The organism is Paenibacillus sp. FSL R5-0475, assembly GCF_038004585.1.
Classification (GTDB): domain Bacteria; phylum Bacillota; class Bacilli; order Paenibacillales; family Paenibacillaceae; genus Paenibacillus_AQ.
Window position 1 is genome coordinate 5,013,160 of sequence record NZ_JBBORK010000001.1, and the last position, 21,445, is coordinate 5,034,604.

The 21,445-nt window shown below is 45.0% G+C and carries 15 protein-coding genes; all 15 read right to left on the reverse strand.

Features of this window, described 5'->3' with window-relative positions; translation table 11 throughout:
* Positions 1-2 precede the first annotated feature (2 nt).
* Positions 3-1,586 (reverse strand): flagellar hook-associated protein FlgK, encoded by a 1,584-nt coding sequence (gene flgK / locus MKX41_RS22525; protein ID WP_340973209.1) that lies wholly within the window; start codon positions 1,584-1,586, stop codon positions 3-5.
* Positions 1,587-1,640: 54 nt separating this feature from the next.
* Positions 1,641-2,141 (reverse strand): flagellar protein FlgN, encoded by a 501-nt coding sequence (locus MKX41_RS22530; protein WP_340973210.1) that lies wholly within the window; start codon positions 2,139-2,141, stop codon positions 1,641-1,643.
* A gap of 12 nt (positions 2,142-2,153) precedes the next feature.
* Positions 2,154-2,438, reverse strand: coding sequence for a flagellar biosynthesis anti-sigma factor FlgM (gene flgM / locus MKX41_RS22535; protein ID WP_042192418.1), 285 nt, complete (start codon positions 2,436-2,438; stop codon positions 2,154-2,156).
* 102 nt (positions 2,439-2,540) lie between these two features.
* Positions 2,541-2,951 (reverse strand): TIGR03826 family flagellar region protein, encoded by a 411-nt coding sequence (locus MKX41_RS22540; RefSeq protein WP_340973211.1) that lies wholly within the window; start codon positions 2,949-2,951, stop codon positions 2,541-2,543.
* A gap of 170 nt (positions 2,952-3,121) precedes the next feature.
* Positions 3,122-3,940: a ComF family protein gene (locus MKX41_RS22545; protein ID WP_340973212.1), complete on the reverse strand. Its 819-nt coding sequence runs from the start codon at positions 3,938-3,940 to the stop codon at positions 3,122-3,124.
* Positions 3,937-5,949, reverse strand: coding sequence for a DEAD/DEAH box helicase (locus MKX41_RS32340; protein ID WP_445671324.1), 2,013 nt, complete (start codon positions 5,947-5,949; stop codon positions 3,937-3,939). The genes MKX41_RS22545 and MKX41_RS32340 overlap by 4 nt, the downstream gene beginning before the upstream one ends.
* Positions 5,950-6,076: 127 nt before the next feature.
* Positions 6,077-6,523, reverse strand: a complete 447-nt coding sequence (locus tag MKX41_RS22555; protein ID WP_076285666.1) for a glycosyltransferase family A protein — start codon at positions 6,521-6,523, stop codon at positions 6,077-6,079.
* A 237-nt stretch (positions 6,524-6,760) separates the two neighbouring features.
* Positions 6,761-7,483: a response regulator gene (locus MKX41_RS22560; RefSeq protein WP_042131342.1), complete on the reverse strand. Its 723-nt coding sequence runs from the start codon at positions 7,481-7,483 to the stop codon at positions 6,761-6,763.
* A gap of 4 nt (positions 7,484-7,487) precedes the next feature.
* Positions 7,488-8,648, reverse strand: a complete 1,161-nt coding sequence (locus tag MKX41_RS22565; protein ID WP_042131343.1) for a sensor histidine kinase — start codon at positions 8,646-8,648, stop codon at positions 7,488-7,490.
* A gap of 57 nt (positions 8,649-8,705) precedes the next feature.
* The gene (locus MKX41_RS22570; protein WP_340973214.1) at positions 8,706-11,438 is read right to left on the reverse strand and encodes a stalk domain-containing protein; all 2,733 of its coding nucleotides are present in this window, start codon (positions 11,436-11,438) and stop codon (positions 8,706-8,708) included.
* A 228-nt stretch (positions 11,439-11,666) separates the two neighbouring features.
* Positions 11,667-15,707 carry an Ig-like domain-containing protein gene (locus tag MKX41_RS22575; RefSeq protein WP_340973215.1) on the reverse strand — a complete coding sequence of 1,347 codons (4,041 nt, stop codon included), beginning with the start codon at positions 15,705-15,707 and terminating at the stop codon, positions 11,667-11,669.
* Positions 15,708-15,908: 201 nt separating this feature from the next.
* Complete coding sequence (metK, locus tag MKX41_RS22580) at positions 15,909-17,111, reverse strand: methionine adenosyltransferase (RefSeq protein ID WP_340973217.1); 1,203 nt, start codon at positions 17,109-17,111, stop codon at positions 15,909-15,911.
* 343 nt (positions 17,112-17,454) lie between these two features.
* Positions 17,455-17,721, reverse strand: coding sequence for an alpha/beta-type small acid-soluble spore protein (locus MKX41_RS22585; protein WP_076285662.1), 267 nt, complete (start codon positions 17,719-17,721; stop codon positions 17,455-17,457).
* Between the two features lie 153 nt (positions 17,722-17,874).
* Entirely contained in the window at positions 17,875-18,411 is a 537-nt protein-coding gene (locus tag MKX41_RS22590) for a hypothetical protein (protein WP_340973218.1), read from the reverse strand.
* 85 nt (positions 18,412-18,496) lie between these two features.
* Complete coding sequence (locus tag MKX41_RS22595) at positions 18,497-21,271, reverse strand: hypothetical protein (RefSeq protein ID WP_340973219.1); 2,775 nt, start codon at positions 21,269-21,271, stop codon at positions 18,497-18,499.
* Positions 21,272-21,445 lie beyond the last annotated feature (174 nt).

Consider the following 21,445-nt stretch of genomic DNA (forward strand, 5'->3'; position numbering starts at 1 on the left):
TTTTATCTGCCGACTGTGCCGGTGGAATTAATCAATTTGTCAAGCAGTTCATCAAAAGTAGTCATAAAACGCGCTGCGGCACTATAAGCATGCTGGAATACTAGCATATTCGACATTTCTTCATCCAGCGATACACCACTGACAGATTGACGGCGGGAGTTAACCTGCTCTACCAGATAATCTGAGTTATCGGTTTGACGCGCTGCCTCCTGCGATTGAATACCCAACTGGCCAACCATAGAGCCTAGAAGTCCACCAACAGTATTGCTAACTTTACCGTCCGGCGTAGTGAATTTACTATCCTTGAGGTTTGTCAATAAAAGAGCCAAGGTGTTATTTCCTTTAACAACCTGCGTGTTGCCATCAGCATCAACAGTTGTACGTAGCGAGGTTGCGAATAAGTTTACATCCGCAGCAATTTCCGGATTCAATTTGATCGTTCCAGCATCACCAGAGGTTACAAAGAAATCACGACCAGCGCTTCCATCCATCGCATAACCTAACTTGTGAAGTCCGTTCAAACCTTTGACAATGGTCTTAGCGTCCTCATACATCGTTGCTCCCTTTGGCATTGCCTGACCAGCGGCTAAAGTAACCACGGTGCCATCCACTTGAGTAATCTTGGCATCATTAGTCAACACCGTACCCTCAGGAAGATTGGAACCTCCCGGTATTGTAATTTCAACGTTGCCAGTAGCAATCGTACTAGCCATATCATTGAGTTGTTTCTTGTAGTCGGTAACATAAGTATTTTTGGAGAAAATCATTCCGTAAGCCTCGCCGCCCTTCAAAGTTCCAGCGGCATAAGCATTATTAAGAAATGCACTATCTACGGTTGCAGTCACTTCTCCACCCTCTACCAGTGGCTGTCCACCCAGAGAAATGTTATAACCAGCTTCCGTTTCCACAACAGTAATATTAGCAATCTTGGATAGCTTGTCTGCCATCAGATCGCGTTGGTCGCGTAAATCATTCGCCTGATCGCCCATACCTTCGATCTTATAGATCGATTTATTCAAGTCAGCGATAGCGGTTAGATAGCCTTGGGCTTCTTTTCCCTTAACTTCAATATTAGTGGTTAGATCTCGATCCAGATTATTTAGCTGTGTGCTCATATAGTTCATGGCATCTGTCAAAGATTGTGCAGTCTGCACTACAATCTTACGAGCAGTAGGATCTTCAGGGTTCTTACTAAGATCTGACCAGGATTTCCAGAAGTTGTCCAGCACCGTACGAATACCTGTATCCGATGGTTCGTTAACAATCGCTTCTAGTTTAGAGAGGGTATCTGCTTGAAGTTTCCAGTTTCCAAATGATGAATTCTCACCACGGTACTGATCATCCAGAAACATTTCCCGAATCCGATCGATAGATGAGAATTCCACCCCTGTACCCATTTGACCAGGAACGGTAGATTTATTAAATCCGTACGCTTCAATAGGTAAAGCGGCCTTCATATTAACACGTTGACGAGTATAACCCTCGGTATTCGCATTTGCGATATTGTGTCCAGTCGTATTAAGAGCTGCGGTCTGAGTAAAAAGGCTACGTCTCGCGGTCTCTATCGAGTGAAATGTGGATGTCATGCTTCTTACTCCTCCTTATGTTCTGCTCCAGCAGAACACTTCATCAGTACAATTCTAGCCTCGTGCATCAAAAATCCCCGACCGATTTACGCCAATGCCCTTATCGGACGGACGATGATATGTGATATCCTGATTCGGTCTTCCGACCAGCAGATCCAAAGAATAATCTATAAAAGTAAGCGACTGCTCTATCAGCTTCTGATTTAGCTCATTTGCTTCTTTCAAGCGGTGCAAAGTGCCAGAAAGCTTCTGCTGAATATGCAGCAGTCGTGCCTTGTCTTCAGGGTCAAATATAAGTCTGGACAGCTCAGTTAGGTTCAGGTTCAGGTTGGAACGAATACCTACGCCTTGTAGAACGGTATACGCTGCCGCGATTCGCTGTTCCTCGAGCTGCCCAATCAGCTTCATTAGCTTGGACTCACGGTTCAGGATGTCGATTAAGGCATCCACCTTGTTGTCCATAATCGTCTGTTTTTTCTCAGCGGCCAGCTCCAGCATTTGGTTATGCACTTCGTCCAGCCGCTCCAATAGTTCTATTAATGTCGTCAATGCCATGGATGGTTTCACCTAATTCTCGGAGGATTGCTTAAAGTAAGGGGCGAGTTTCTCTGCTAGCTTAGCTGCATCTACTTGATAGGTACCTGCGGAGACCTGTTGCTTCAAACTGTCGATCTTAAGCGCACGTTCAGCATCATTACCAGAATTCTGTGCTTGCAAGAGCTGAATTGCTTCATCAGAGATCGAAACCTCATCCTTGCGTGAACTTTTCTTCATTTGTTCCTGCCTTTGCGCATCCGCGCTGCGTTGATACGGATTCATTGCGTTAATTCGTCCGGTCTCGTTAATTTTCATAACTTCACCTTCCTTCTAATATAAAAAAGCCGATAATCTTTACTAAGTTTATCGGCGTAGACTGAAACATTCTTTATAGCTGCAAACGTTTTTTTGCAGATTTTATAGGTCACGCAACTTGTCTATGGCACGATATGCACCGTCTGTTGTCTTTTTGGTAGAATCCTCAGCAGCACTTTCCTTGGCGGCATTGGAGAGATCCTTCCTTAGCCGAGAACGGCAGCTATCACACATATGCCCATCGCGAATCAGCGTTCCACACACCTCGCAGGGATACATCATATTAGGAGCATTTGCTATAGATATCCGGCCCTCTCGAATAAATCGGGTGATCTCTTTTATCGAAATTCCCGTAGCATCGGACAGCTCTTGAATGTTGGTTCCTTTGTTCTCCCGCAAATATTCCACGCAGGTCTCATATTCATGCTCCAGCTCTTTGATGCAGGGCTGGCACAACCCCATAAGATTCTTAACAAACAACCGGCCGCACCTTGGACAATTGTCTAGATTCATAACAAGCAGCCGCTCCTCTCCGTACATTCTGTACAACGCATAATATTCTTATGCTCCTAGATTACATGATTGCAGGGAATTCGTCTATGGGACGGAAGAAACCCTATTAAGGGTAGCTTCCTCTTCAAAAAGTGAATAGTAGTGTTCACAATTATGCATTTTGTTCCCACTTAAGAACGTGCCCAAGTTAAGCTATATATCTCTACCGCATAACCATAATCTGAGCCTATTTGTTGTATGATCTCAGCGCATGCACGAATGGTACTGCCTGTTGTATAAATATCATCAACAATAATAATCCGGACAGGACGATTTAGAGGTACCTTCCTTTTCATCCAATCTGCAAATTGTGCTGTTACTGCCGGATTCTCTGCAAAAGCGTGTTTCATATCCACTAGTCGTTCTGCCCGACTCTTAAAGCTCTGTTTTCCCGTATGGTGTGTGCGGATCAGTAGCGGAAGCTGTGGAACCTTCCTACGTCTAGATAGCACATCAGCTAATCTTTCTGCTTGATTAAACCCCCGCTCCATAAGCCGGGAAGCACTGACAGGCACTGGCACTAACAAATCAGCAGACCAAGAACGATGGATGTTGGATGGTTTTCGTGATAAAAGAGCGCTCTGCTTCTCTTTTTTAAGGGTTAGATAGGCTCTATCCAGCATGAGGCCTAGTAAAGGGGCATACCGTTCATTCCCGCGATATTTATACTGACCCAACCATTCTCGCATAACACTAGTGTAGGCCACTGCACTCCGATTACAAATAATCGGTGATGGTTCACTACTGCGGGTACAGTCAGGACAGCCCACATGCCGACCACATTTCATGCAACGAGGGGAACTTATCCAAGGAATGGATTCTACGCATATTCTGCAAACTCCAGGAAATTGTGAGGATCCAGGAATACGCTTGCCGCAGGTTAAGCATGGAGTTACGGAAGGTGACAAGAGTGCCCGAGATTTGGTTAACCATGTGAACAGAGAGCTCATCTCGGCGCCTCCTTGCTAATGTATCCTTTGCGGCGAGCGATGATGTTCATAGTACGGATCTGAGAGATCGCTCCTCGCTGTGATCGGGTCCATTGGGGAGAGGCAAATACAACACGCCCAGCAGGATCATCCTTAGATCGCCCGGCACGCCCCGCCATCTGAACCAAGGAGGCTTCGTCAAAAAGATCGCTATCCGCATCCAAAATAAATACATCGCTGCGTGGGACTGTAACTCCTCGTTCCAGAATCGTAGTCGTTACTAATAGGGAGATAGCCCGGTCGCGAAAAGCAGTTACCTTCTCTGCCCGGAAGGAATCTTTGGAGGAAGTACCCTCGATAACTACGCCGGGAAAGCTCCGACGAAGCAGAACCAGTAATCCTTCAATATGTGCAATACGCGACACAAAACAAAAGATTTGCGCCTCGCGCTCGAGCGACTTACGAAGCGTATGTATGAGAGATCTAGGTAACATCCCACGCTTTAGGCATGTTTGAACGGATGTCATGGTCAGATGCTGTGGCACAGGCAAGGGATGACCATGGAAGCGAACAGGTACTCTGGCATGTGGAAGTCTGCCTAACCGGACCAACCGCTGCATTTCTTGTGGTGGAGTAGCTGATAAGTAGATAAAAGAGCCATCTACCTTACAGGCTTGTTCAGCGGCATAAGCCAGCATAGGATCATTGTGATAGGGAAATGCGTCCAGCTCGTCAATGATTACGAGATCAAAGCCTCGATGGAAGCGCAGCAGCTGATGGGTGGTCGCGAGCGTTAAGCGACCACTCACCCAGCGTTCTGCGCTGCCGCCGTAAAGCACGGCGAGAGTCTCCGCCGGGAAAGCTTTGGCGAGCCGCGGAGCGAGCTCAAGTACGACATCGCGTCGCGGCGTCGCTACGAGCGCCCGCCCACCGGCGGCAAGCACGGCCTCTAGGAGCGGGAAGATCATCTCCGTCTTCCCGGCTCCCGTCACCGCCCAGAGCAGGAACCGCTCTGGGCACAGTTTGGTGGAGCGCTCGCGCCGCTCCGCCAGAAAACCCAGCGCAGCGCCGGCGGCTCCCGCCTGCGCTGGGCTTAGCCCCCACCGGCCTGCGGCCGCGGTGGGGTCAAGGGCGGCCGTGCACCGCACGGCCGGAAGCGCTGCGCTGCGCAGCAGCAGCGCGCAAGCCCGGCTGCGCCCAAGTGCGAGGCAGGCCTCGCAATAGGCGCAGCCCATAAGGCCGCACGCGGCGCATGCCGTGCGGCCGGTGGGAGCGCTGCCGCAGCGCAGGCAGCGCGAAACCGCGCGGCGGGCGACAGCGCCGCGCCACAATACGTGCGGTAGCCTAGCCGCCGCACGCGCCAGAGCGCCAGCGCCCGCAGGAAGTTGGCGGGCCCGCGACCCGGGCGCAGCCGGGGCGTGACTACCAACGGCGGCGGCAAACGTAAGCCGCCCCTGCAAATGCGCCAGTTGTGCCGCCTGGCGCCAACGACCTGTCAGCTCTGGCAATCCTTCTGCCAGCAGCGCCTCAATTTCCGGCTGCAGTAAAGAGCGGCCGGCCACAGCCCACGATAGTTGTTCTGCCTCCGATTCAAGCAAAGCATAATCGAGATCATTTCTTCTACTGTAACTTCTGCTATCAATGTTCTTCTTACCCTGTTCTATTACCCAACCTAATTCATAAGGTCGCCATAGCGATACCCCATCACTAAGCCACCCTTCCTTTCCCGTTCCTCCTGCTTCCCTTTCCTCCTTCAACTCAGGCTCAAGAACACTGCTTACGTATTGCCCCCACTCCTTTGCCCCCCAGTTCCTCATTCCGTCCCTTTGTTTAAAATAATCGCGCAGCTTCACCGCCCACCCCAGCGGCAGCGCAGGAGATAATAAGACCAGTTTGTCCTCCGTTACTAAGCCTCTTCCTTGACTCTCCAGCCCAGCGCCAGACCACCACCATCTATCTACTGTAAGATCTAAAGAAATCCAAACACTCCAGATCCCCCTACATTCCAAGGCATATACAGCAGCTCGCATAAAATCGGCCTCCTTTAAGTCTCACCATTAATCACTCTTGCCCACACCACTTTCCCAGCCTCTAACGCAAAAAGCACACTCCTCCATTTCTTGGAGAGTGTGCTTCACCCGTTACTCACATATTCACTTAAAATCTGTCGCGCTTTGATTCGCATCCCCTACTTCCTGCCATCCCCATAAAAGGCAACGAAACAGACTGCCCTGACAACCGCAAGTCTACCACAATCCCTTGTTGCTGCAACTCTTCTTCACTCACCTGAAAAGTGTACATAGATGTTGCAAGATCGATAGAGCAGCCACTATCAGCCAGCCTGGAAACAATTCCAAGGGTTCCATCGCTCGAGCCATCATCCATGAACGTTACTCGAAATCGTTTTCCGGTTAAAAATGCTTGAAATGTCAGCGCCCGAATGTACCATTCCACAACAGATGCATGATTGCGGGTAATCAAAATATAATGAATCCATTTCACGGACTGCGGTGTCTGCCGCACCTTCTGCCGATTATGCAGCATATGAATAATCACTGCAGCGGATACATAAACAGCCGCAATCCATATCAACTGGGCTACCATGGAGATGCACCTCCTCTGTATACCAACACTATATGCCGGCTTTAAAAGGTCGGTGACTGCCCAGAGTTCCTATCAAGCATAAACGCCTTCGGCGTCCTTGTAAGGACGGTAAGCGTTTAAGCGAGAAATATAAGACATAAAGTATGATGTGAAACTTATACTTTCTTATATTTTAAAGAAACAAGCTGAGCTCTCCTTGATTTCATTCCTATATGTAACGTAAATCTGTAGATATTTTTATAAAGTTACCCAACCATATTTGATCGAGTTGATTACTGCTTGCGTACGATCATCCACTTCCATTTTTTGCAAAATACTGCTAACATGGTTTTTGACCGTTTTTTCACTAATAAACAAATACTCACCGATCATTTTGTTACTCTTACCTTCCGCCATCAGCCGCAGTACTTCTGCTTCACGACGTGTTAGAGGATTGTTGTCACCGGCCACAAACTTAACACCGGCTTCCTTCACTACCGTATCAGCAGCTACTCCAGTCTCATTAAGGTAAGTCATGCGCCGCAATTGATTGATTAGCTTTCCGGTAACCTTTGGATGAATAAAAGCGTGTCCCTCACAGACCGAACGGATCGCATTAATAAGGGATTCAGCCTCCATATCCTTTAATAAATAACCATTGGCACCCTTACGAAGGGTTTCAAACACATAACTCTCATCATCATGAATCGATAAAATAATTACCTTAACCTCCGGGAACATTTCCCGCAGTTTTTGAGTGGCCTCCACGCCATTCTCAATAGGCATATTAATATCCATCAGTACGATGTCTGGTTTAGTTCCGTTACAGAACTCTAATACCTGGATACCGTCACCACATTCACCGATGACTTCGATATCCTCCTCCATATTCAAAATACGTTTCAGCCCTTCACGAAAAAGCTGATGATCATCCGCCAAAAGAACTTTAATGGGCGTTTTAGTAGAGTTTAAGTTCTCCATCACATTACTCCTTCCCTTTCTCCACGTTCGTCGGAATGTGGATCACGATTGTTGTCCCCTGATTCTCGGCTGATATGATTTCCATTCTGCCTTCAAGCAGCTCTACACGTTCCCGCATACCTACTAGCCCGAAGCTTTCACGATTGCCCTGCGGATTTTTTAATTTCTGCACATTAAAACCTAATCCATTATCCTTAATCACAATCTTAATTAACTGCGCTTGGTAAGTAATCTCTACCAATACGAAACTCGGGTAGGCATGTTTAGCTGCATTAGACAAAGCTTCCTGGACCAATCGGTATACCGCTGCCTCCATGGCTGAAGATAGTCGATGTTCCTGACCTCTGGTTTCCAAGGTCGTCCTCAGCTTCGTCTTCTCCTCAAAATCATGCACATATTTCCGCAAAGTCGGAATTAATCCCAAATCATCGAGAGCCATCGGTCGTAAATTAAAGATGACCTTACGCATTTCTTCCAGGCTGTATCGAACCTGTCCTTTCAAATCTATTACTTCGTCCTGCACCAACCCAAATTCCTGCTTTACCAGCATTCTTTCTACAATTTCCGTCCTAAGGACTAGATTCGCCAGCATTTGAGCAGGACCATCATGAATTTCCCGGGCAATTCTCTTCCGTTCTTCCTCTTGAGCCAGGATTATCTTGAGTCCTATCATCTGTCTGTTCTTCGCAGATTCGACAATTCTCGTCACCTGACCTAGTTCTCCTGACAAATATTCGAGCACTACGCTCATTTGTGAACCAATTGACTCTGCGCGCTCTACAGAATTTTCGACACTGCGCACTCGCATTTGTAATTCATCACGTCTTGATCGAAGATAGACCTCTCGCTCACGCGTCATCATGAGTTCGAGCTGTAGCTCCGTTGCCTTCTCATAGGCAATACGGATATCCTTCTCCGAGTAGCGGACAAAGTCCCGGCTGACCTCTGTCAGCCGGATTCTGGAGCGGTGATACTGCAGCTCCAGCTTGTCTACTTTTTTCAATGTTTCATCCGTTTCGTCCATGACCCGCTGCAGTTCTTTGTTGAGTGCAGCAAGTTCATCACGCGCAACCTGCAATATTTCAAAAATCTGATACTTGCTGCTCTCCATCACGTCGATGGTATTTTTAATGACGCGATCAATCGCATCGGCTTGAAATTCCACGGATGCTTGCCCCTTTTCTATCGAATCGTTTTAAAGGTTTTCCTTTATATTAACATATCACGATTCGATAGTTACGGTCTTCGTTTTCTGTTCCCATTTTACAGTTAATCCTAGCTGTTCAGAAACTAGTCTTAACGGTACTAAAGTCCTACCTTGTAAAATGATTGGTGCTACTTCAGCACTCTGACGTTTACCGTTCAGCAGATATTCTTTTTTATTTACGGTAAGATCCAGTGCCTTGGCCCCGCGTAATACCATGATCTTCTTGTTCACCTGATCCCAACTAGCACTGCCTCCGAAAGCATCAAGGACATACCGAATTGGCACATAAGTACTGCCGTCTTTTACAATTGGAGCTACATCAATAGCTTTCTTATTTCCGTTTACGGTCATTGCCTTCGAGCCAATGCTCATAGAAGCTGTCCCTTTTGGTAAGCCTGCATCACTGGAAAGTGAAGGCATTGTAAAGGTGATATTATCAAAGGCAACTGTACCCGTCTTCGCCCGTTCATCCTGGCCTTCCTCTACGTTGACTACATAGAGTCTCTTCAGCGTTGCTGGGAATTTAATGCCTGAGCCTGACAAGTCAATGTTAATGTTCTTCCAACCATTCCAATCGATGATCTTCGCAAGATCCACATAAGCTGTAGCTCCACTGTTGTCTACAAATTCAGCACGCAGCCAATTCAAGCTCATATCGCCCATCACATCAACCGACATCGAAGTTGCAAGCGCTGGAACTGTTTTGCCGCTTGTACCATTAAGCTGAGCATAAGCATACATTTTGCCGCTGCCAGCCGTCATATCATAACTGAGTGACAGCACCTTGGAGCCTACTCTTTCAGCCGTTCCATCCACTATCGTTGCAGTACCCTGTACCGCTGGAACATTGGTAGTAAAGTCGATTGGATAGCTTACCTTTTCGAAATCTTCCCATGTTGTAGCTGCTGCTGTTGATAATACAACCACTGCACTAAATCCATCATAACGGGCAATAGCATAACCTGTAGTAACCCCTGCATCAACGGCGTTTACAGTAAGCTTGCCATCTTTCACGGCTCCCTTAAAGCCTACAAACTCCCACTTCAGTGCTGAATCCGGAACATTGATAGTTGTTCCACTCTTCGTTGCCGCTGTAACAGGGACAGACACAGTAGTTCCGGCTGTCAGTGGCGCTGTAGCTGTACCTACACTCATACTGGATAGATCATTACCACCCAGAACTGTAACAGTTGTAGAGGCGCTTGCAGAACCGCTTTTAGCCGTTAAGGTAACGGTACCTGGCTTCACTGCCGTTACTTCACCTGCACTTACCGTTGCGCTTCCGCCGCTTGATACCCATGTAGGATTACCTGCTGCTACATCAATAGGGTTGTAGTAAGTGTCATAACCCTTTAAAGAATATGTTGCCTTTTGTCCAACCAGCAGTGCGGAACTTCCGCTAATTTTGATTCCTTTGACTTCACCTTGCGGGGCGTTAGTGTAGACACCAAGCCCGTTAACGATGCTGCGTTGCTCTGTGCCATACTCTGTATTAAAAGTGAGTGTAGTAGAGGTTTCACCGAGGGGCCGGTCTACCATCGTTGTAGAGCCGCCTCCATCGAGATTAAGACCTTTCCAGACTCCGATATTGGTCATAAATGATTGCAATTCGGTTAGAGACATCCCTGAACTATTGCCATTTTTCTCAGTAGCTATGATATATACATAACGTCCGTCTTGGGAATATCCTAAAGCCGTACGAGCACGATAGCCTCCAATGCTGCTAGTAGAACGAGAGAACGTTGCTGCTTTTCCGTTATTTACTAGAATCGTATGTCCGCCAATCATTGTTTGTAGACTCGCAGGATCTAGCGATTGCTGTGTAGTCTTAGATTTCAGGGAATACACACTTGTTACAGGTTGTCCTACCGTCAAATGGGCAGTAACATATCGTGCGGCTAAGCCATGTGCCCGCAAAATATAAGCTCCCTTTGGAACCGCCATAGGGAGTGCAGCATTTTCTGAGATTTGAGTAACTACACCATTCTCAACAAGTACCTCTGTTGGAGTGGTAGAGCTATTTTTAGGGCGGTCGAGTGCAGTCCATACATCTGTGTAGATATACATAGCATTAGCATGACTATAAGTCGAGCTGCCGCCTTCAGGGCTATAAGCGCCTTTATTGATACCGGAGATCTCAAACTGTGCGCCATCTGGCGCGGTTACCATCCCTTCAAAGCTGTACTCGTCAATAATAGGTTTGCGATCTTTTGTCACTGCAAAGGCATACATTCCATCTAATTGTGAAGGGGTAGACACCAGGACTCCACCTGATACTTGTCCACCGATCGGAGCACCCTCTCCACCTGTATTAAAATAATCGCCATTTACTGCGGCCACGGCTCCAGTTTCCTTGGCCATCCCGCCAGTACTTTGCCGCGTAGTCAGGTTTCCACCTTTACCAGTCATTACATCTAAAGAAACATATGGATTGTTAAGATCTACACGAATGACATCCGCAAGCCCAGAAGCACTCGCTCCAGAACGTGTAGTAGTATATTTATATTTCATCATAATGGCGCCCGAAGTAATCACTTCTTCTCCCAGCTTACTTACTTTAAAAGGAGCTGTGGCTGCAGCTGCGATTGGTGCAGACCCCTGACCAAACAGCATCATACCTTCACTGCCGATGACCGGCATAATCCATAACACACCAGCCAATGAAGCGGCAATCCACTTTTTAGTGGAAGATAATCTTATTCCCCGTACAACCTCGCTACTCTTCTTCTCCATGAAAACTTCATTCATTTCAACGTAACTCTCCCATCTCTTTTGTACTCTATCAGTCCATATCAATGTCTGGAAACTGGTTCCTATTTTTCTAGTACTCTTTTAATAGACTGAAAATACGCCAAAAAGTTGCGAAATTGAGAGATTTCAAGCTTTATAGAGTCAAAACTGTCATAATTAGACGACAAAAAAAGCCCGGCATAATTGCCGGGCTTTACCAATTGTTTGGTTATATATAAGAGTTGTTTACAAGTAATCAGCCTGTTTCAGCATCCGTTGTAGCATCACGGCAGCTTGAGCACGGGTGGCATTGCCTTGGGGCCCAAATTCACTTACTGTCATGCCCAAAATAATCCCTGATTGCACTGCCTTTGCGACGAACTCCGCACTTTGATTCTGAATCTTTGCCTTATCCTTGAATCTTGCAAGTGTTGAGGCAGAAGTACCGCTTAGTGTAATAGGATGATTGGTATATTCCATCGCACGGATCATCATGATCGCCATCTGCTCGCGTGTTATATTATCATTCGGACGGAAAGTACCATCCGTATTCCCTGTAATAATTCCTGCCTTAGCCGCTGCACCAATATAATCTCCTGTTTGTGTGAAAGGCCGCACATCTCGGAAGCGTTGTGCTGTCTCACGATCTCCAAGCAAACCCAGACCCCGACTAAGCATAACAGCAAACTCAGAGCGGGTAATTTTTTTCTCCGGATTAAACGCATTGCCGTAGCTGCTATCGATAATACTCTTAGCGCCAAGCTCAGCTACAATCGCATTACTCCAGTGCTTACTCATATCCGTGAAAGTCCGGAGGGACAAGAAGGTCCCTAGCACCTGATTACCATTGGTTCGAGCACGAATAATCGTATAGCTGCCTACCGTACTGATTTTTGTGGGTAGATAAGCTGCATCGTCATAAGAAGGATCTAATCTGACTACAGATGTCTGCGCACTATTTAACGAGGAAGTAGTACGTACGGTGTATTCTCCTGGTACAGCCAGTGCCTTGGAATTCGAATTACTGCCGCCAACGATCGCCGTCACACGAACATCCATGAGACTAGTAACGGTTCGCATTCCCAACGTTTGCAGCTTTTGCTCAAAAGGTGTAAACGTGCCTGCTGGAACTTTATCCAAGCGAAACACGAGCGAAATATTTTTACTTTCCGAGTTCAGGCTGCTTGCAAGCCCGTTCATATCCATATCATTGAGCCCTACGCTAAATAGGTTATCTCCATGACGAATCATAAACTTAGTATTTTTATTACGATTTACCGCATCGAGCAATGGTTTTAGCGGAACGGATACAAAAGCTGCTTGCTCGGTGGAAGGAACTTCAAAAGCTAATATATCATTGTTCATCTTATTCAGATATTCATAACTTGCAGCTATTCGATCTGCGTTTATAGTATATCTTTTTACGGATTGATTGTATAAAGAACGGTCATCCACAATTTGTGAGGAGTCGCTCTTTAACAGTAGATACTCTTTTCCAAACTCACTCGTTGCAAGTGTTCCCAGATAGGATGGACGACTTCCAGATCCGGTGGTCACGCCGGTTAGATTCTGAACTGATAATGCTGAGAATGAGGATAGTATATTCCCACTCAAATCCTTAATCATACCGTTACCAGACATATAGGATAAGTCGACAGCTTGCCCGGTTTTTACAGCTGAGGATAATGTTATCTTCAGAATATTGCCTGAGATATAGTAGGATTGCACTCCTACGCTGCTGCTATCTGCTCTAACTCCGAACTGATTGGTGAAGAGGGAACCGGATGCCTGCATATTTTTTGCAAAAGTAACTGTTAGCTCGTCACCCGACACGGCCGCTGAATTAATCTCCGGAACAGTGGTGCCGCTATTCTCCGAAATGGATACAGGCTGCAAGTTAATATACGCCGCTCGGTTTCCATTCAAATCGCTCACCCCGGCAGAACCCGGCACATAAGATATGGTCACATTCTGATTCAACGTCAGCGCTTTCTGAAGCGTTAAAGTAACCTGAGTGCCGCTGACCGATACATTAGTTACATAATTAGGCGTGCTGCCCACTAAAACAGAGAATTGGCTATTCAGTGGGAGATTGGTTGTAGACAAGCCTTCATTATAATTCAAAATGATTTTAGTGCCGCCTCCGGTTGCACTTTGAAACACTGGCGCAATCGTATCGTTACTGTTACGGATATTGAAATCAGTAAAGTCCGCAATATTTTGTCCATAAGAATTTTGCAAAGGATAAGAACCTGCATAATAGGATACCCGAACATTCTGTCCATTTGATGCTTCACTAGCCAATGTTAAATATACTGTATTACCACTGGAACTGATCGAGTTGACCCCAAGTGAGCTTCCATCTGCAGTCACTGAGAACTGGTTATGAGCGTAATAGGAAACTGATTTTAGTGTATCGTTAAAATTTAATACTACGGATCTCCCTGTGATTCTCCCATCTTTAGGTGTCGGCATGGAGGACTCGATGGAGTTCGTGATCTGTTTAGAGCTAAAAGTGCTCGCCGCATTTCCGCTTGGATCCTGAATCGTCCGCAGTCCGCCATTATAGCTGACCTTTACAATCTGCCCAACAGCTACTCCTGTACTCAGCACCAGATAAGCGCTGTCTCCCTGAATATAGACGCTTTCAATCGCTCGATTCTCGTCATTCACCGTAACTCCAAAGCTTGAGGTCAACAACGCTATGGATGAATTGAGCGACTCATTATATTTCAGACGAATCGTTCGGTTATTCTCAAGCTGTGCAGATGTGAGCTGTGGAGCAGTTTTGTCCAGAGACAAGGTCTTGAAGCTCCATGAATTCTTACCACTTAATCCTTCATATAGAACGTTGGCATCACTTGCGTCTACAAAAGCCCCTTTAGCGATATCAATGTAATAAGTTGAATCACTATCTAACACTACAGAAGGTGTGATTATAAATTCTTTAGCTGTAGTGGTACTCCGAGTAACGTTAACCGGCAACTGAGATCCTCCGCTTTTATATAGAGCCACACCATTGGCCACTGCACTGTTGTAATTCACATCCCGATTAAAAGCGATCGAAAAGGATCTGTTGTTAGCAATAGATTCACTTCGATCAGATGGATTCAAAGCACTTACGCCAAGTCCAGTCAAAGATACCGTTGTGAAGGTCCAAGTGTACGGGCCCGAGGCAGGAAATACATTTCCATCTTGATCATAAAAAGCACCCTGGGGGATCGTAACTGTATATTGCGTGCCATTTAGCAGAGGTGAGGCTGATGACGCTGGATTCAATGTTATAGTTCTGCTGCTTCCTCCAGTAACGGCTGGGGAGTTCACATCAAGCCATCTCGTTCTGGCATCGTTAGCAGCCCCTGGGGACACCGTAATATAACCTGATGCAGGCATCATAGGACGGTCAAAAGTGAGCTGTAGCGCTCCTGTGGTAGATATACCACCTGAACCGTTAGCCGGTGATGGGGTTACTGGAATTTCAGCTACACCTTTCGTAGAAAAACTCCATACATTCCCGCTAGAAATACCAGCAAACGTTCGATTATCAACATCTTTAAAAGCGTAGGCATCTATTAGAACATAATAACTTCCTCCGGCTGCCAAAGCTTTCTCCAACGTTAATTTAACTGTGGTAGAGTTTGCATCAGTCAGAACGTTAACTCTAGTGTCATCATCCTTTATTCTGAACTCTTGCACGGTTGTATTATCTGCTGAGGACAAGATTCTAATAGAGCCCCCACCTTTTAACAGCTGCTTATTTAGTGTCAGACTAAGTTCCTTTAAACTCCCGGCATCTACTCTTGCATTACTAGCCGGTGAAAAGTTGCCTGCCGTGATAGCCGTATTACTCTCGGGAGCGGTGGTAAATACCCATGAAGTAAGTCCTGATTCATTACCCTCGTTATCTTTGAACAATCCTTTGGGAATTGTGACCGTGTATGCCTTATTCGGAGTGAATTGTTGGTTTGGCCCTAATTTAAGCTCGTAATCTTTTGAACTACCAATTAAACCATAACTACCAATAGGAATCGTCACAAAAGGTGTACTATCACCCTGACCCGTGATGGTAATTTCTCCAGCCTGTGGGTTTACTTGACGATCAAAGCTTAATTTAAGAGATGACCCGATATTTACATAGGTTGCTCCAGGTGCTGGCGACACACTAATGCCAAATTCCGCTGCAGCATGTACTGCCGATATTCCAATTCCGATAGAAGGATACCCTGCTCCAAGTACCAGTTCTCCCGCTAGAAAAATTGCCGTCCATATTGAAATTTTTCTTTTCATGCCGTGATAGACTCCTCTCAAACCATACTAACGTCTTTATGTATATTCTTATATTTCGGTTAAAGGGCTTACAAAGTTTAGTAGTCTACTTCTCTATGATTAGAATCAATCCTAATTCTGCCCATTACATAAAAATAGCCCGCAGAGCTGACACTAAGTGCCAACTTGCGGGCTTAACGAATTATAAGAACATATAATTAACTACAATCCTGCTTGACCTCTGAGTAATTCCGCTTTATCTACGCGTTCCCAAGGAAGATCAACATCAGTCCGTCCAAAATGGCCGTATGCTGCAGTCTGTCTATAAATTGGTTTACGTAAATCAAGCATGGAGATAATACCCGCAGGGCGAAGATCAAAGTTGTTGCTGATCAGTTGAACCATCTTTTCCTCACTGATTTTACCTGTTCCGTATGTATCCACATTAATCGAGACAGGAGTAGCCACACCAATGGCATAAGCAAGCTGGATCTCACATTTATCAGCTAGACCCGCAGCTACAAGATTCTTCGCCACATAACGAGCAGCATAAGCCGCAGAACGGTCCACTTTAGTTGGATCCTTACCAGAGAATGCGCCGCCGCCGTGACGAGCGTATCCGCCATACGTATCAACGATAATCTTCCGTCCAGTCAGACCAGCATCCCCTTGAGGACCACCAATCACAAATCGTCCTGTTGGGTTAATAAAATATTTAGTTTCAGTATCAAGCAGTTCCTCAGGAACAACCGGCATAATTACATGCTCTTTAATATCTGCTTGAATTTGTTCAAGAGAAATTTCTTCCGCATGCTGTGTAGATACTACGATAGCATCCACGCGCACAGGCTTCTCATCTTGATACTCGATCGTAACTTGTGTCTTCCCGTCAGGACGCAAATATTCCAAAGTTCCGTTCTTACGAACTTCAGATAATCTACGAGCAATACGGTGAGACAATGCGATCGGTAACGGCATCAGTTCAGGTGTCTCATTCGTAGCAAAACCGAACATTAAGCCTTGATCACCCGCGCCAATATTTGCCGTTTCTTCAGCCAATTGTGCTGGATCACGGTGCTCGAGAGCAGAGTTTACGCCTTGAGCAATATCAGCTGACTGTTCATTAAGTGAGCTCAACACTGCACAAGTATTATAATCGAAACCATATTTTGCACGTGTGTAGCCAATTTCTTTAATGGTATTGCGTACGATGGCAGGAATATCTACATACTCAGATTTGGTACTGATTTCCCCGATCACCAAAACAAGACCAGTTGCTACTGCTACTTCGCAGGCTACACGTGCATTTGGATCATTAGCTAAAAATGCATCGAGTACCGCATCGGAAATCTGGTCACAGATTTTATCCGGATGCCCTTCCGTCACGGACTCAGAAGTAAACAAATGACGCCCTTTAATAGACAAGTATAACAACCTCCCTTATGGTTAGTCTGACACTGTATAAGGAGTTCCTTAATAATCACAGGCCAAATTAATAAAAAAATATAAAACAAAGAAACTCAGGGGCCTGTTCTTTTTATGAAGGATGATTGCAGTATTTCATGTTTATATTCACTAAACTCTTCAAAAAAATGAACCTTTCCCATATGGAAAAGGTCTAAGGCTTTCCTCAAAAGTCATATTATCTTATTTGGGAGGTGGTGTCAATTACTCCGAAGCCCCTCCATCACAGTATAAATATTGATTCCACGGTATTAAAAAGAAATATCAGATAGGATTAATAAGAATTCTTTCACCCCTGATATTATTAAAGAAGAGACTGTTCTGCTTGCTTAATGAGTCTCTTCGTGATTTCTCCGCCAACAGAGCCATTATCTCTTGAGCTAAGATGTCCAAGATACTGGCTACGGCCAGAACCACTACCTCCGATTGCTCCTAATTCAGAAGCAAACTCCGTGTCTGCTCCGCCTCCATAATGCGCTCCATATAAACCAAATTCAGCTGCAATTTCATATTGCATTTGCTTCAGCATTGCCCGACTTTCCGGTACCACTGTACGATTGTTACGTGCCATGTTACAGCACCTCCTGTGAATTTGTAAGATTACAGGAATATTGTGCGTACAACATCTACTCTTCAATCGCGCCAATGATTTGTAACTTTGGAAATCAGTTTGAAGGTATGATTAAGTACTTTTACGGGCATTATGAATATATATTATTACAAATTATTTTAGTGTATATCCACCACGAACCATGACAACAAGGCCAAGAGTTTGTCCTGATTGCACAGTAATACCACGACCATCACGAGGGAAAGATAATAAATGGTTAGTCGGTGCAGCTACTCCATTGGCAAGGTCTTTACCATCCGTTAAATCAGCAACACCATTTGCATCCTGTGAGTAGATAACCGCTTTACCCGCACGAACGATAAATTCAGCACCTGCGGAAGCAATTAAAGTTTGTCCTGGTTTCACATCGACAATTACGGATTCATTACTGCTAGTAGTCGGATTTGTTGTAGCTGTTGGAGCTGAGCTTGGACTCGGAGTAGCTGTAGCTACTGGAGTTGTGCCTGTACCACCTGTAAGTGCCTTCTGAATTTGCTGATCAACATAGCTTTTGGTAACCACTGGGTCATCTGCCGTTCCAGGCTGTGAACCCACACCTGCACCTTCAGCAGTAACATTCAACAGTGATCCAGCCCATACACCACCAGCCAGCAATACAGCTGCTGTTGATACTTTCCATACAGATTTCAATGAAATTCCTCCTCTTATGGGGGTAAAAACCTATAAAAAAAGAATAGCCTCCGAAGAGGCTATTCTGTGCTTCGGTAATCGGAGATTACTTAGCGGAGATTTCTGTTTCACCTTTGATAACGTTGTAATCAGTATCAATAAGTTTAGCGTCTTTAATGACTTTAACTACGATTCTGTTAACATCATTACTATTAAGGTCAAGTACTTCATTTGTTGTTACTTTGTTGTCGATGGCATGTTTTTTGAACTTAACAGACCATTTGCCTTTGTCAGAACCATACTCAATCTTAGTGATTGAAACGATATCGTTTTGATCAACAGCAGTTGTATCGGAGTTGATGAAGAATTTCAGGTCTCTCAACATATCAACTTGAGTAGTCTTCTCGTTCAGATCCTTAGTGAATCCGAGGATCAGTTCAGTAGAACTACCGCTGGATACTACAGCAGAGTTGAATACTGGAGCAATTCTGCTAGTCAACTTACCTGTCTTCTTAGCAGCGGAAGCATCGATCGGGTTGCCCGCTACATCAGTAACACCGTTAACTACGAATTCATAGTTATCAGTCTTCTCAACACTGGAGCTTGGAATGTGTACATATGCACGAGCATATGTTGGGTTAGTTGCACTTTCAATCTTCGCACCACTAGCATTTAAAGTATCGATAGTTACGAAAGATCCATTAGGAAGACCTTTGTTACCTAATGTGTAACTATTAATTTCTCTAATGGAAGCACTATTCAAGCCACCTGCATCATACAGATTAACTTCGATTGTGATGTCGCCATAAGTTGATGTTCCTACAGTCAGTTGGCTATCTTTGAACACGATGCCACTGTTATCAGCATTGAAGCTGTACAATGCTGGTACAGTAGTATCATTCGAAGCACTACCGATAGATACAGTCAATACAGTTGCAGTGGACTCATTAGCCGAGAAGGACTTATCTTTGAATAGTCCTTGTGGCAGACGTACGGAGTACGATCCAGCAGGAACATTCACGCCAGTCAATGTAAATGTTTTACCGCTTCCTACTACACTGCTAGCGCTGTGTGTCAATTTAGTGGATTCACCAGTTTTTTCGTTGATCAGGTATACATCACCTTTACCAGCATAAACGACATCTTTGGAGAATTTAAGAACAAGACCTTTATTAGTTGCAGTAGTTGTGTAAGTAGCAGTAGTTACTGTAGGAGCTACTGTATCCTTAGTAAAGGTGATATCTTTTTTAGTTTCAGTACCTAGGATGTTACCCAGAGTATCCTTAACTGTTGCTCCGAAAAGAACTGATCCAGTAAATGTACCAGAGCTAGGGAAGCTGCTCAAAGGAGTTTCCAAAGTGAACTTCTTACCATTGTCAGAAGTAACTACACGGAAAGTACCTTGGCTTTCGCCTACAGCATTAAGCAAACGAACATTACCAACTAGGGAAGCACGCTCAACGGTTTTATCGAATTCAACTTCGACAAATTTGTCGCTGATAGCTGTTACGCTCTTAATTACTGGAGCAGCTACATCAGACACTACAGTTACTGTAGTTTTGATTGGGTTAGGGTTAGCTACATTACCAGCATAGTCAGTAACGTTTGTAAGCGATACGTCATAAGTCTTACCGCTTTCCAAAGTATCTGCAGTCAATTTGAACTCAGTGTAAGTGTCATTTTGAACAGATACAGAAGCACTCTTACCATTTACGTAAGCAATAATACCAGTTGTTTTAACCGGCTCGCTGAATTTAACATAAACATCTTTAGTTGTTGCTTTAGCAGTGGAGCTAACAGATGCAACAGTTGGTGCAACTGTATCAGCTACAGTCAACAACGAAGTGAATGCAGGAATCTTTTCGCCAGCAGTAGTAGCCACAGCGTCACTTACAACAACTGTGTAGTTACCTTTAAGTGCTTTAACGCCCGGCAAAGTAATTACAGCTTCAGTGTTGTCTGCATTGAAAGAAACATTTGCATTAGCAACTTCATCTTCTTTGTTGCCAACCTTAGTTACTTTTACAACGCCATCGATAACTTTACTGGACTCAGCCAAAGTATCAGTATCGATCGAACGGTTGAATTTAACTACAACTTGCTTAGCATTTGGAGCTTCTACGGAAACAACCTTAGGAGCTGCCAAAGTTACTTTTGTAGTGTAATCGTGGTTGTTGTGTTTGAAGTTGATTGTAGTTTCAACGCCTGCTACAAGAGCAGTAGTCAATTCAACAGTTGTAGTAGTTTTGTCAGAGAAAGTAACAACTACTTTAGTTGGGCTTACTGCTTCAGCAGAAGCTACAGTAGGAGCTGCTGTCAGTTGATCAACTGCATAAGCTGTTTCAACTACCAAAGAACGGCTAGCGTTAGCTTTGAAGTTAGTGTCTTTAGCAATCAGACCAGCATTGATTACTGCTTGAGCATAACCTTTAGCCCATGCAGATGCAGTGTTGTCAGTTGTAGCTGGTGTTTCAAGTTTCAAAGCGCGGAACAATACAGCCGCTACTTCTTCAACTGTTACTTTACCATTGTAGTCGAAGATACCTTTAACAGTATCTTTACCTTGCATCAAGTTAGCTGCAGTAACAGCTTCGATGTAAGGAACTGCCCAGTTCTTAGCGTTGTAACCTTTGTCTTTGTAAGACAATTTGTTAGTTACTTCAGTAAGATCGAACAATTTAGTAACGATCTTCGCGAATTCAGCGCGAGTAAGATCTTTTTCAAGGTGAGCTTGACCATCTGGGTACCCATTGAGAATACCTTTTGCTGCCAAAGCGTCAAATTTTTGTTGCGGGGTTGTTGCTGCGTCACCAAACGCTACAGAGGCAAACATCGAGAATGCCATTGCTGTAGATAATGCTACGGATAAAATTTTCTTCATAACCTTTTTTTCTCCTCCTTGGACGTTCATAAACTGAGATTTTTCTTTAGTTGAGTAGCTCGTGTCACTCATTAGCCGATGCACCCCCTTTCCAGAGTTGAGCAAATTAAGTATAAATAATGTCTGTGACGGGTATCACAGAAACTGGTAAACAATGATCAGGACATGACAATA